The following is a 12081-nucleotide window of genomic DNA, read 5'->3' as shown; positions in this document are numbered from 1 at the left end:
GGGCCGACAAGGCGACCCGTGCCCGTCTGCGGGGAAGCGGCGGTTTCCCGCACCGCCCCCGATCGATCAGTGCCCGGAAGGCCTGATCAGCGCTTCTTGCGGAACTTCTGGCAGTCGCAGAGGGCGCAGTCCGTGCCCGGACGGTAGTGCTCGTGGGCGTCCTGCACGTGGCCGCAGACGCAGGTCACAGAGTCGACCACGAAGACGCTCTGTTCCGAGGGGAGCACGGCGCCGAGCTCGTCGGTGGGGCCCATCGACATGCGTCCTCCTCGTGCCCGGCGTGCTGCCGCCGAGTCGTCCTCACGATCCTACCGTCCGGGGGCGTGTGCTGGCGGCAAACCGCAAGTCGGACGACCGTCGCCGCAACCGCGGGCAGCCGCCGTTGACCCCGCAGCAGCCCCACCGGAGCATCGGACCATGACCGACCAGCAGGCCACCACCACCCGCGTGCTCACGCTCACGCCCGCGATGCCGTCCCCGGACGTGCCCGCCTGGGCCGGCGCGGCCTGGGTCGGCGCCGTCGACCGACAGGAGGCGCTCGCCGCGTCCGCCGTCGAACTCGCCGGCGCCACCGGCTTCCGCCGCGCCCGCCTGCTCGTCCGTGACGGACGCGAGATCGCCGGGTTCGTCGACGTCGGCGTCGACGCGGACGGCGGCGTGGACCCGGCCGAGCTGGGACCGGCCCTGCGCGCCCTGCGCACCACGGGCCTCCCGACCGCCCCCGCGGGGACGCCGGTCGGACGCGTCTCCGTCGTCATCGGGACCCGCGACCGGCCCGAGGACCTGCGCCGCTGCGTGCGCTCGGTGCTCGCGTCCGAGCACGACGACTTCGAGGTGCTGGTCGTCGACAACGCGCCCACCACCACCGCGACCCGCGACGTGGTCACGTCGCTCGCGGACCCGCGCCTGCGGTACGTCCTGGAGGCCCGACCCGGCGTCTCGCGCGCACGGAACGCCGGACTCGCCCTCGCGTCCGGGGCCGTGGTCGCCTTCGTCGACGACGACGTGGTCGTCGACCGGCACTGGCTCGCAGCGCTCGCCGACGCGTACGCCCGCGACGCGGACGTCGTCTGCGTGACCGGCCTCGTGCCCAGCGGCGAACTCCGGACCCCCACGCAGCGGTACTTCGACGAGCGCGTGACCTGGGCGCGCAACACCGACCGCCGGGTGTTCCGCACGTCGGCGCCGCCGGCGGACCTGCCGCTCTTCCCGTTCTCCGTCGGCGCGTTCGGCACCGGTGCCAACATGTCGCTCCGCCGTTCGGCCGCGCTCGCCCTGGGCGGGTTCGACGTGGCACTCGGCCCGGGCACCCTGGCCCGCGCCGGCGAGGACCCCGACCTGTTCACCCGGGTGCTGTTCTCCGGCGGCGCGCTCGCGGTGGAGCCCTCGGCCGTCGTCTGGCACAAGCACCGGCCGGACCGTGCGGCGCTGCGCTCACAGGCGCTCGGCTACGGCACCGGCCTCGGTGCGTGGGTCGCGAAGCTCATGCTGCGACCGCGCACCGCACTGGCCGTGCTCCGTCGGGCGGTCGGGGCGCTGCGGCAGCTCGGGGCGCTCGGACAGGGCACCGGCGCCGGTGCGGACCAGGTGTCCGCCGCGGTGGACGCCGTCGGCGGGTGGCCCGTCGACGACGCGTTCCGCGAGGCGACGGCCGGCCTCAAGCGCGTCGAGCTCGTGGCGGCGCTGGGCGGACCGTGGCGCTACGTCGTCGGGCGGTCGCGGCGCGGGTGACCGCGGCGCGGGTGGCCGCGCTCCGCGTGCACGGCACGCACCGCGTGCACTGCTCCACCGCACGCACCGGAACGGACGGGAGGCCCGTGGCGACGCCGCCACGGGCCTCCCGTCCGTTCCGGTGCGGACGTCTGCTGCTCCGCCTACGGACGGAAGCGGCCCTCCTCGACCTCGCGCCAGAACCGACGGCTGCGGAAGTAGGCAGCCGGGCCCGCCGGGAAGCCGCGGAACTCGTGGTACGCCAGCGAGCGCGGGATCCGGGTCGTGGAGGCCTCGGTGATGCTCTCGGCCGCGGCGTCACGCCGGCCGGCCAGTCGTGACACGAGCTGCTTCAGCTTGATCTTGCCGGCGCGGGGCATCAGCCGCGCGAGCACGATCGCGTGCCGGCGGTCCTTCGCGATGAGCTCGCACATCAGCGCCGTGAACCCGACGCCGTTCGAGTGGAGCTGCCCGTGCAGCCCGGCGAGGTCCTGCCGGTGCCGGTGGTGCACGACCGCGCGGGGTTCGAAGCCGATCCGGCCACCGCTCCACAGGATGTCGATGAAGATCGCCAGGTCCTCGCCACCGCGGGCGGGCACACCGGCCCCGAGCACGGGGTCGAACCCGCCGACGGCGTCGAACGCCGACCGTCGGACCGCCCAGTTCGCGCCGGCGCCGTAGCCGCCGATGCCGTACACGGCGAAGTGCTTCTGCACCGAGCCGTCGGGGCGGACGGCCCGGGCCTGCGCGTGACGCATGACCCCGGGGACGTCGTCCGGCACGATGGTCACCGGCTGGAAGGTGCGCTCGCCGCTGAAGCCGCCGTAGTACGCCTCGTACCAGATCTGCGCGGGGGTCTCGAGTTCGACGGGCAGGATCATCCCGGTGACCGCGGCGACCTCGGGCTCGCGGACGAAGCGCGTGCCGATGGACCGGAGCCACTGTGCGTCCACCCGGACGTCGTCGTCGGTGAACGCGATGATCTCGCCGTGCGCCGCGGCGACCCCGGCGTTGCGACCGGCGGAGCAGCCCGGACGGCGTTCGGTGACCAGCCGGACGTCGCGGCCCTCGAGCAGCCCGGGCAGGGCGTCGACCTCGGGCAGCTTCACGCGGTTGTCGACGAGGATGACCTCGTACCGCGGGTAGTCGAGGTGCTCGAGGAAGTCGAGCAGCTTCCGGATGTCCTCGACCCGGGTGACGATGGTCGACACGACGATCGAGATGAGCGGGAGGTCGAGGTCGGGGATCGGGGTCTGGGACGCACCGGAGGTCCGGGCGAGGCCGTCCACCAGGGGTGCGATCGCGCGGGCGGCGTCGGCCGGGTCCGCGGTGAGCAGCACGTCGAGGGTGGTGACGGGGAAACCGTCGCGGTAGCCGACGACGAGCGCGGAGGACCCCGACTCGTCGGCGACCAGGCGCGGCAGCGGAGCGTCGAGGTCGACGCTGACGACCCGACGGGGGCCGGGCACGGTGACGGAGGAGTGCAGGGTCATGGTCGGGACGCTACGACCGCCCGCGGTGTCCGGACAACGGACCGGACCAGCAGTAGCGGGGTTCGTGCGGGGTTCCGCAGCGCGGTGCGTGTGCCCCCGACGGGGGTGAGCGCTCACCCAGGAAGCCACGGGAACCTCATGGGTCACGCTCAGGTCACGGAACCGATGCAACCGGTTGCGCTCCCGCTGGACCGGGCGTAGCTTCCTCCACCAGCAGGCAGCGGCGCTTGCTCCAGGGCCGTGTCGTCGAACCCGGTCGATGCCCCCTGGTGATCTCAACGAGGAGACAACGCTGTGAAGACAACACGCTCAAGGGTGCGGTTCGCATCCGTTGCCGGGGTCGCCGTCATCGGCCTCGTGCTCACCGGCTGCTCGAGCGGGAGCTCCGGCGCCGGCTCGGACGACGCCAAGAGCGGCCAGGACAGCCGCGGACCCATCACCTACGTGCAGGGCAAGGACAACTCGAACGTCGTCCGCCCGCTCATCGCGAAGTGGAACAAGGCCCACCCGGACGAGAAGGTCACCTTCAAGGAACAGTCCGACCAGGCCGACCAGCAGCACGACGACCTCGTGCAGCACTTCCAGGCGAAGGACGAGAACTACGACGTCGTCGACGTGGACGTCGTCTGGACCGCCGAGTTCGCCGCGAAGAGCTGGCTGACGCCGCTGACCGGCGACATGAAGCTCGACACCTCGAAGCTCCTGCCGTCGACGGTGAAGACCGCCACCTACAACGACACCCTCTACGCCGCACCGCAGACCTCGGACGGCGCGCTGCTCTACTACCGCAAGGACCTCGTCAAGACGCCTCCGACCACGTGGAAGGAGATGATGGACGACTGCAAGATCGCGAAGGACGCCGGCATCGGTTGCTACGCGGGGCAGTTCGCGAAGTACGAGGGACTGACGGTGAACGCCTCCGAGGCGATCAACGGCTCCGGCGGTTCGGTGCTCGGCAGCGACGGCGCGCCCGACGTCGACACCGACAAGGCGAAGGCCGGCCTGCAGAACCTGGTGGACGCGTTCGAGGACGGGAACATCCCGGCCGAGGCGATCACGTACCAGGAGGAGCAGGGCCGCACCGCGTTCGAAGCCGGCAAGCTCCTGTTCCTGCGCAACTGGCCGTACGTCTACAGCCTCGCCAAGACCGACGGCTCGTCGAAGGTCAAGGACACCTTCGGCATCGCGCCGATCCCCGGTGCCGACGGCGTCGGTGCCTCCACGCTCGGTGGGCACAACGCGGCGATCAGCGTGTACTCGAAGCACAAGGCCACCGCGCACGACTTCCTCGAGTTCCTGACCTCGGACGAGACGCAGAAGTTCTTCGCGACCCAGGGCTCGCTCGCCCCGGTCGTCGGTGATCTGTACACCGACCCCGAGCTGACGAAGGAGCTGCCCTACCTGCCGACGCTGCTCAAGTCGATCGAGTCGGCGGAGCCGCGCCCGGTCACGCCGTTCTACCCGGCGGTGACGAAGGCGATCCAGGACAACACCTACGCGGCGCTCAAGGGATCGAAGTCGGTCGACGAAGCCATGAAGGACATGCAGGACGCCCTGAAGTCGGCGACCAGCAGCTGACACACAGCGGCTCACGCCGCGTCGGACGGGAGGCCCGTGGCGGGTCCGCCACGGGCCTCCCGCCCGCCCATTACTTGCGTTCCGACACCCCCGGCAAGGAGGCCGACACGTGTCAGCAGCAACCGAGATCCCCGCAGCCATCCCCAACCCGACGGGCATGGAACCGAAGCGCCGACGGCGCAAGGGCGGACTCAACGCCGAGCACGGCCGCTGGGCCGTGTACCTCATCGGCCCGACGATCCTGCTCCTCGCGATCGTCATCGGCTACCCGGTCGTCAGTGCGATCATCCAGTCGTTCCAGCTCGACCAGGGCCTCGACAAGGCCACCGGCCTGTTCGTGCAGGGCGGGTTCGCCGGCATCACGAACTACGCGCACTGGCTCGGCCAGCAGTGCGGCAACGTCACGTGTCCGCCCGGCAGCCTCGGTTCCCAGTTCTGGGTGTCGATGGGCAACACGTTCTTCTTCACCGTCGTCACCGTGCTCGCCGAGACGGTCATCGGCGTGTGGATGGCCATCATCATGAACCGCAACTTCAAGGGCCGCGCCCTCGTCCGTGCCGCGATCCTGGTGCCGTGGGCGATCCCGACGGCCGTCACGGCGAAGCTCTGGTACTTCATCTTCGACGCGAACGGCGTGCTGAACCACGTCCTCGGGCAGCAGATCCTGTGGACGAGCGGCGAGTGGGCGTCCCGGTGGGCGGTCATCATCGCCGACACCTGGAAGACCACGCCGTTCATGGCGCTGCTCATCCTGGCGGGGCTGCAGCTGATCCCGGAGGAGGTCTACGAGGCCGGCAAGATGGACGGCGCCTCGACGTTCCAGCGCTTCGTGCTCATCACCCTGCCGCTCATCAAGCCCGCGCTCATGGTCGCGATCCTGTTCCGCGTGCTCGACGCGCTGCGCATGTACGACCTGCCCGCGATCCTCACCGGCGGCGGCGGTGGTTCCGGCAACGCCACCACGACCCTGTCGATCCTGGTCGTCGAACAGATCCGGCAGGGCTTCAACTCCGCGTCAGCACTGTCGACCATCACCTTCCTGGTGATCTTCATCGTGGCGTTCGTCTTCGTCCGGTTCCTCGGCGCCAACGTCGTGCAGACGCAGGCCGCCCAGCAGAAGGGTGAACTCAAGTGACCCTCGCAGCAGACCGCCCCCGGTCCTCCGCAGCAGCACGCGACCGCGCCGTCGACCGCACCGAGGTGCGCGTGCGCCGCGACACCGGGCCTCGCATCCGCACGGCCGTGCAGGCGATCGTCATCGCCGTGTGGTGCCTCCTGCCGTTCTACTGGATGGTGGTGACGAGCTTCCGCGACGTCGGGTTCACGTTCGACGCCACCCCGTGGCCGACGCACGTCACGCTCGACAACTACGCGACGGCCTTCTCCACGTCGCTCGGCAACCACCTCGGTCGGGCGCTCGCCAACAGCCTGCTCATCGGTGGGGTCGTGACGATCATCGCCCTGCTCGTCGGCACCACGGCGGCGTACGCCCTCGCCCGGCTCGAGTTCCGCGGCAAGTCGCTCATCGCCGGCGCGATCCTGGCCGCGTCGATGTTCCCCGGCGTCGCCCTCATCTCGCCGCTGTTCCAGCTGTTCACCGACATCGGGTGGATGGGGTCGTACCAGGCGCTCATCCTGCCGAGCATCTCGTTCGTGCTGCCGCTGACCGTGTACACGCTCGCGTCGTTCTTCCGCGAGATGCCGTGGGACCTGGAAGAAGCAGCCCGCATCGACGGGTGCACCCGGGTGCAGGCGTTCCGGCGGATCATCCTGCCGCTCGCGGCGCCCGCGGTGTTCACCACGGCGATCCTGGCGTTCATCTCGAGCTGGAACGAGTACCTCATCTCGTCGCAGCTGTCGAGCGACGCGACCCAGCCGGTGACCGTGGCGATCGCCTCGTTCGCCGGGTCACAGCCGCACCAGGAGCCCTACACGGCGGTGATGGCCGCCGGCACGATCGTCACGATCCCGCTCGTGGTCCTCGTCCTGATCTTCCAGCGGCGCATCGTGGCGGGGCTCACCGCCGGCGGCGTGAAGGGCTGACGACCATGGCGCAGCGCGGACCCACCCGTCCCACCGCCCGCATCGAGGAGGCGATCGGCTTCGTCGGCATGTTCGGCGTCCTGTTCCTCGGCATGACGGTGTTCTGCGAGCTCACCGGGCGACCGGCGCTCGGCTGGGCGCTCACCCTGCTCGTGTGCGTGCTCGGCGTCGTCGCCCTGGACCGGTGGCGGGTCGCCGTCCTCCGCCGCACCACACCGCAGGACGGCACGGGTGCGTCCGTACCCCGGGGCGTCGGTGCTGCGCCCGCGGTGGCCCCGGTGCACACGTCGGTCACCGACCCCACCGGTCGCGGGCCTCGACCCGGCGCGGACGGACGGGTGCACCAGCACGCCGGCTGGGACGAGGTCACACCGGCTGCACGACGGCCGGTGCGCACCGCACGGGTACCGGAACGCCGGGCGGACCGCGGCGTGCCCGCGGTGGCGGCCCGACGCCGTGGACCCGACGCACCGGCGGACGTGACGCACGGCACGGACGGCTGACGGGCCTCCCGGGTCGCACCGATGGGGATCCAGGAGATCGCGACCGTCACGGGGCTGTCGAAGTCCACCGTGTCGCGGGCGCTCCGCGGCATGTCGAACGTGGCCGACACCACGATCGAGCAGGTGCAGCGGGTCGCCGACCAACTCGGGTACGTCCCGAGCTCGGCGGCGGCCGGCCTCGCCACCGGTCGTCAGCGCGCCGTCGGGGTGGTCGTGCCCGTCATCGACCGCTGGTTCTACGTCAAGGCGCTCGGCGGTGTCGACGCGGAGCTCCGCCAGGCCGGGTACGACCTGGTCCTCTACAACCTCGGCGGCCCGGGCGGCGACCGCGACCGGGCGTTCCGACGCTCGATGCTGCGGCACCGCGTCGACGGGCTCGTCCTGCTCTCCCTGGTGCTCGACGCCACCGAACGGGCCGAACTCGAACTCAGCCGGCACCCCATCGTCGTCATCGGCGGGCCGGCACCGGGCCTGCGGAACGTGGGCGTCGACGACCGCGAGGTCACCCGGATCGCGGTCGAGCACCTGCACGGCCTCGGCCACCGGCGCATCGCCTACGTCGGCGGGCAGGACGAGGCCGGCATGAACGTCGCCGTGCCGCACCTGCGGCGGGACGGGTTCCTCGACGCCGTGCGGTCGTCGGGACAGGCCGTACCGGAACGGTGGTCGCTCGACGGCCGGTTCTCGTTCGCCGGCGGGACCGCCGCCGGGGCCGTGCTGTTCGCCGAGCCCGCGTCGGAACGACCGACGGCGGTGCTCTGCGCCTCGGACGAGATGGCCCTCGGTGTCCTGCTCGCCGCACGCCGAGCCGGACTCGCGGTCCCGGAGGACGTGTCCGTGATGGGGGTCGACGGCCACGAGTACGGCGCCACCGTCGGACTCACCACCGTCGCGCAGGACCCGGTGGCGCAGGGACGGACCGCTGCCCGTGCGGTGCTCGCCGAGGTCGACGGCGGTGTCGCCGGCCCGATCGCGGCGGCACCCGCGCACCTGGTCGTCCGCGCGACCACGGGGCCCCGCCCGCACGGTGCCGCGTAGGGTCGCCCGCATGGAGGTCACCAAACTCGAACACGCCTGCCAGGTCATCGCCGAGGGGGACACCCGCCTTGTCCTCGACCCGGGGAACTTCACCCGACCGGTCGACGCGACCGGGGTCGTCGCCGTCGTCGTCACGCACGAACACCCGGACCACGTCACCCCCGAGCAGGTCCGGCGCATCCTCGACGCCAACCCCCGTGCCGTCGTCATCGGACCGGAGGGGGTCCGCGCGGCGCTCGCCGAGGCGGGTGTCACGGTGGACGTCGTCACGGACGGTGACCACCGGACGGTCGGCCCGTTCACGCTCACCTTCCACGGCACGCGGCACCAGCTGATCCACTCGTCCGTGCCGATCGTCGACAACACCGGCGTGCTCGTGAACGGCCGGCTGTTCCACCCGGGCGACTCCTACACGGACCCGGGCGTCCCGGTCGAGGTCCTCGCGGCACCCGTCGGGGCGCCGTGGCTCAAGGTCGCCGAGATGATGGACTACGTCGCCGCGATCGCGCCGTCCCGCGCGTACCCGATCCACGAGGCCACCCTGTCCGAGGTCGGGCTCGGCATGCACACGGGGCGGCTCCGCGAGGCCGTCGAGCCCGCCGGGTCGCTCGTCGTGCTGCGTCCGGGGGAGTCGCTCACGCTCTAGGGCTGCGCTGCGCTGCGCGGCCTGGAGGCCCGTGGCGGCGCCGCCACGGGCCTCCTGTCCGCATCGTGTGCAGGAACGGTCGGGTCCGTGCGCCCGAGGCGACCATTTCTACTCACGAAGCGCGGCGCAGTCGCGCCGCGACCAGGCGGTCGAGCGTCAGGGCGTCCCACGGAGCGTGCCGCTCGGCGTCGTTGTCGAGGTACACGTAGACGTCACGGCCGGCCTCTGCGTGCTCGAGGACCGTCGTCGCCCACCCGCCGAGCGCCCGGGGCGAGTACCCGTCGTGGTAGGTCCGGGGCGCGCCGTGCAACCGGAGGTAGGCGAGCGGTGCCCCGGTGTCCGCCCGGACGCGGGGGAAGTCGCCGGCGTGCGAGTCGACCAGGGCGACGCGGTGCCGGCGGAGCACGTCGAGGTGCTCGTCGCCGAAGCCGGCTGCCCGGACCTCGAGCGCGTGGTGGATCGACGTCGCCGGGTCCTCCGGCTCCACGAGACCGTCCGGTCCGGCGGGGACCTTGTCGTCGTGGTGGCGTGCGCGCTCGGCGGCCGCACCGTGCGTCCGGGGGAGCACCCGGAGGAACGCGTCGAGCACCTCCGGCGTCGGCAGCAGGCGCTCGGGCAGCTGCCAGAGCACCGGCCCGAGGGTGTCCCCGAGCTCGAGCGGACCCGAGGCGAAGAAGTTCGCCAGCGCGGTCTCGACGTTCCGCAGCCGCAGCATGTGCGTGACGTACCGGCCGCCCTTGACCGCGAACCGGAACGGCTGCCCGCCCGAGGCCGCACGCCACGCCCGGTAGCGCGCCGGACGCTGCAGCGAGTAGAAGGATCCGTTCAGCTCCACCGTCGGGAACCGCGACGCCACGTGCTCGAGCCACCGCCGCTTCGCGAGGCCCTCGGGGTAGAAGTCCCCACGCCAACCGTCGTACTGCCACCCGGACAGGCCGATCCGGACCGTGGCCGAGGGGCTGCCGCCGACGTGACGAGGCGCTGCGATCGCGTCGTCGTCGGCCGTCATCGACCCACCGTATGCCTGCTCCGACATGGCGGCACACCCGGGCGACACGCCCCGTTTTGGTGCGGATGCGGGCCTTGTGCAATACTTGTCGAGTTGTCGGAACGGCCCCATCGTATAGCGGCCTAGTACGCTGCCCTCTCACGGCGGTAACGCGGGTTCGAATCCCGCTGGGGTCACCACAGGTGACATGCTCCGAGTCCGACAACAGCCGCGGCCCCATCGTATAGCGGCCTAGTACGCTGCCCTCTCACGGCGGTAACGCGGGTTCGAATCCCGCTGGGGTCACCAGCACGCAAACCCCCGTCCAGCTCCGGCTCGGCGGGGGTTTCGTCGTCTCGGCTAGCCTGGATCGTCCCCGTCGTCCGGGGAGAACGCCTCGCGACGGGAGCACGATGCACGCCGAACGCCCACCGCACCTGCGCTGGAGGCTCGTCGCCCTCGTCGCCCTCGGCGGCGCGATCGGGACGGCCGTCCGCGCACTCCTCGCCACGGTGTTCCCCGCGCACGACGGGATCAGCTGGACCATCCTCGCGATCAACGTCGTCGGGGCGTTCTGCCTCGGGTTCCTGCTCGACGCGCTCGCGCGCCGCGGCCCGGACGTGGGTCGTCGTCGCGCGGTCCGGCTGTTCGTCGGCACCGGCGTCCTCGGCGGTTTCACGACCTACAGCACGCTCGCGGACGACACCGCGCAGTTGCTCGACCTCGGCCGCTGGACGGCGGGCGGCGGGTACGCCCTGCTGTCGGTCGTGCTCGGACTCGTCGCGGTCGTCGTCGGTCTGTGGGTCGCCGCGGCCACCCGGCCCCGCACCCGCCCCGAGCCGCTGCAGGACGCCCGATGAGCCCGGTCGAACTGGTCCTGGTGGCCGTCGGCGGGGGAGCCGGCGCCGCCCTGCGCTTCGTGCTCGACGGGGTCGTCAAGGGCCGCGTTGCCGGGTCGCGGTTCGCCGGGTTCCCGGTCGGGACCCTGCTCATCAACGTGTCCGGGTCGCTCGTGCTCGGGGTCCTGACGGGCCTCGGGCAGGCGGGCGCCGTCCCCGCCTCGACGGTCGCTGTGCTCGGGACGGGCATGATGGGTGGGTACACGACGTTCTCGACGGCGAGCGTCGAGACCGTACAGCTCCTCCGATCCGGCAAGACCCGGCTCGCCGTCCTGAACGGCCTCGGGATGCTCGTCGTCTCGGTCGGCGCAGCTGCGCTCGGCCTCTGGATCGGAAGGAACTCATGACCTCGGAACGCCCCGGCGAACTCGTCCTCGTCCGTCACGGAGAGACGGAGTGGTCGAAGAGCGGGCAGCACACCGGCCGCACCGACATCCCGCTCACCGACAACGGTGTCGAGCAGGCGAAGCGCGCGGGCCGGTACCTCGGGGACCGGTCGTTCGCGCTGGCGCTGTCGAGCCCGCTGCAGCGCGCCCGCGACACCGCGCACCTGATCGGCGTCGAGCCTGAGCTCGACGAGGACCTGTACGAGTGGGACTACGGCGCGTACGAGGGCCTCACCACCCCGCAGATCAAGGTGCTGCGCCACGGACCGTGGGACCTCTGGACCGACGGGGTCCCCGCCGGCGACACCCCCGGTGAGAACGCCGCCGAGGTCCGGGTCCGCGTCGAGCGCATCCTGAACCGTGCCCGACCGGTGCTCGCTGAGGGGCACGACGCCGTGTTCATCGCCCACGGCCACGTGCTGCGGGCACTCGGTGCTGCATGGATCCGGCTCGCGCCGCAGGACGGCGCCGTGCTGAAGCTCGGCACCGCCTCGGTCAGCATCCTCGGCTACGAGCACGGCCGCCCCGTCATCGACGCCTGGAACATCCAGCCGCGCGACTGACGCGGGGTGGGGTCGACGGGTCCGGCGGGTCCGGTGTGTCCGGCGGGTCGCGAAAGCGACAGGCCCGCGGTACGAGGGGCCGTCCCGTCCGCGAGGGCGACAGATCCCTGCGGATGGTCCGCAACGATCTGTCGCTTTCGACGGGCGCGGTGGTCGCGACCACGGACGGACGGGAGGCCCGTGGCGGCGCCGCCACGGGCCTCCCGTCCGCTGTCTGCGCCCGTTCCTTCCCCT

13 protein-coding genes and 2 tRNA genes are annotated in these 12081 nt (G+C 72.0%); 12 read left to right on the top strand and 3 right to left on the bottom strand.

What is annotated here, in order from left to right:
- Positions 1 to 86 precede the first annotated feature (86 nt).
- Positions 87 to 260: a hypothetical protein gene (locus tag FFG40_RS17170; protein ID WP_155896838.1), complete on the bottom strand. Its 174-nt coding sequence runs from the start codon at positions 258 to 260 to the stop codon at positions 87 to 89.
- 157 nt (positions 261 to 417) lie between these two features.
- On the opposite strand from FFG40_RS17170, the gene FFG40_RS13955 reads away from it, so the two are divergent.
- Positions 418 to 1731 (top strand): glycosyltransferase family 2 protein, encoded by a 1314-nt coding sequence (locus FFG40_RS13955; protein ID WP_185974189.1) that lies wholly within the window; start codon positions 418 to 420, stop codon positions 1729 to 1731.
- A 143-nt stretch (positions 1732 to 1874) separates the two neighbouring features.
- Here FFG40_RS13955 and FFG40_RS13950 read toward each other — a convergent pair whose 3' ends face one another.
- On the bottom strand, positions 1875 to 3203 hold the full coding sequence (locus FFG40_RS13950) for a glycosyltransferase (protein WP_138803691.1): 1329 nt from the start codon (positions 3201 to 3203) through the stop codon (positions 1875 to 1877).
- A 294-nt stretch (positions 3204 to 3497) separates the two neighbouring features.
- Here FFG40_RS13950 and FFG40_RS13945 point away from each other — a divergent pair, with 294 nt between their 5' ends.
- From FFG40_RS13945 to FFG40_RS13920, 6 genes are all read left to right on the top strand, one after another.
- Positions 3498 to 4781, top strand: coding sequence for an ABC transporter substrate-binding protein (locus FFG40_RS13945; RefSeq protein WP_138803690.1), 1284 nt, complete (start codon positions 3498 to 3500; stop codon positions 4779 to 4781).
- Between the two features lie 157 nt (positions 4782 to 4938).
- Complete coding sequence (locus FFG40_RS13940; RefSeq protein WP_027465915.1) at positions 4939 to 5916, top strand: carbohydrate ABC transporter permease; 978 nt, start codon at positions 4939 to 4941, stop codon at positions 5914 to 5916.
- 65 nt (positions 5917 to 5981) lie between these two features.
- Entirely contained in the window at positions 5982 to 6824 is an 843-nt protein-coding gene (locus FFG40_RS13935; RefSeq protein ID WP_051596808.1) for a carbohydrate ABC transporter permease, read from the top strand.
- Positions 6825 to 6829: 5 nt separating this feature from the next.
- Entirely contained in the window at positions 6830 to 7327 is a 498-nt protein-coding gene (locus FFG40_RS13930) for a hypothetical protein (RefSeq protein ID WP_138803689.1), read from the top strand.
- A gap of 21 nt (positions 7328 to 7348) precedes the next feature.
- Positions 7349 to 8365, top strand: coding sequence for a LacI family DNA-binding transcriptional regulator (locus FFG40_RS13925; RefSeq protein WP_138803688.1), 1017 nt, complete (start codon positions 7349 to 7351; stop codon positions 8363 to 8365).
- A gap of 10 nt (positions 8366 to 8375) precedes the next feature.
- Positions 8376 to 9011 (top strand): MBL fold metallo-hydrolase, encoded by a 636-nt coding sequence (locus tag FFG40_RS13920; RefSeq protein WP_138803687.1) that lies wholly within the window; start codon positions 8376 to 8378, stop codon positions 9009 to 9011.
- A gap of 112 nt (positions 9012 to 9123) precedes the next feature.
- On the opposite strand, the gene FFG40_RS13915 is transcribed toward FFG40_RS13920, so the two are convergent.
- Positions 9124 to 10020, bottom strand: a complete 897-nt coding sequence (locus FFG40_RS13915) for a DUF72 domain-containing protein (protein ID WP_138803686.1) — start codon at positions 10018 to 10020, stop codon at positions 9124 to 9126.
- Between the two features lie 103 nt (positions 10021 to 10123).
- On the opposite strand from FFG40_RS13915, the gene FFG40_RS13910 reads away from it, so the two are divergent.
- From FFG40_RS13910 to FFG40_RS13890, 5 genes are all read left to right on the top strand, one after another.
- Positions 10124 to 10199: transfer RNA gene (locus FFG40_RS13910), tRNA-Glu, on the top strand.
- A gap of 33 nt (positions 10200 to 10232) precedes the next feature.
- Positions 10233 to 10308: transfer RNA gene (locus FFG40_RS13905), tRNA-Glu, on the top strand.
- A 104-nt stretch (positions 10309 to 10412) separates the two neighbouring features.
- Positions 10413 to 10859, top strand: a complete 447-nt coding sequence (locus FFG40_RS13900; protein ID WP_138803685.1) for a CrcB family protein — start codon at positions 10413 to 10415, stop codon at positions 10857 to 10859.
- Complete coding sequence (crcB, locus tag FFG40_RS13895; protein WP_111056297.1) at positions 10856 to 11245, top strand: fluoride efflux transporter CrcB; 390 nt, start codon at positions 10856 to 10858, stop codon at positions 11243 to 11245. Before FFG40_RS13900 ends, crcB begins: the two co-directional genes overlap by 4 nt.
- Positions 11242 to 11847, top strand: coding sequence for a histidine phosphatase family protein (locus FFG40_RS13890; protein ID WP_027465908.1), 606 nt, complete (start codon positions 11242 to 11244; stop codon positions 11845 to 11847). Before crcB ends, FFG40_RS13890 begins: the two co-directional genes overlap by 4 nt.
- Positions 11848 to 12081 lie beyond the last annotated feature (234 nt).

Source organism: Curtobacterium sp. KBS0715, from assembly GCF_005938005.2.
Lineage (GTDB): Bacteria > Actinomycetota > Actinomycetes > Actinomycetales > Microbacteriaceae > Curtobacterium > Curtobacterium flaccumfaciens.
The sequence above is the reverse complement of the archived record's forward strand: the minus strand, read 5'-3'. Positions and strand labels throughout refer to the sequence as shown.

Coding starts and splice junctions, on each gene's coding strand:
- FFG40_RS17170 (WP_155896838.1), bottom strand. CDS start 260: ATGTCGATGGGCCCCACCGACGAGCTCGGCGCCGTGCTCCCCTCGGAA.
- FFG40_RS13955 (WP_185974189.1), top strand. CDS start 418: ATGACCGACCAGCAGGCCACCACCACCCGCGTGCTCACGCTCACGCCC.
- FFG40_RS13950 (WP_138803691.1), bottom strand. CDS start 3,203: ATGACCCTGCACTCCTCCGTCACCGTGCCCGGCCCCCGTCGGGTCGTC.
- FFG40_RS13940 (WP_027465915.1), top strand. CDS start 4,939: ATGGAACCGAAGCGCCGACGGCGCAAGGGCGGACTCAACGCCGAGCAC.
- FFG40_RS13930 (WP_138803689.1), top strand. CDS start 6,830: ATGGCGCAGCGCGGACCCACCCGTCCCACCGCCCGCATCGAGGAGGCG.
- FFG40_RS13925 (WP_138803688.1), top strand. CDS start 7,349: ATGGGGATCCAGGAGATCGCGACCGTCACGGGGCTGTCGAAGTCCACC.
- FFG40_RS13920 (WP_138803687.1), top strand. CDS start 8,376: ATGGAGGTCACCAAACTCGAACACGCCTGCCAGGTCATCGCCGAGGGG.
- FFG40_RS13915 (WP_138803686.1), bottom strand. CDS start 10,020: ATGACGGCCGACGACGACGCGATCGCAGCGCCTCGTCACGTCGGCGGC.
- FFG40_RS13900 (WP_138803685.1), top strand. CDS start 10,413: ATGCACGCCGAACGCCCACCGCACCTGCGCTGGAGGCTCGTCGCCCTC.
- crcB (WP_111056297.1), top strand. CDS start 10,856: ATGAGCCCGGTCGAACTGGTCCTGGTGGCCGTCGGCGGGGGAGCCGGC.
- FFG40_RS13890 (WP_027465908.1), top strand. CDS start 11,242: ATGACCTCGGAACGCCCCGGCGAACTCGTCCTCGTCCGTCACGGAGAG.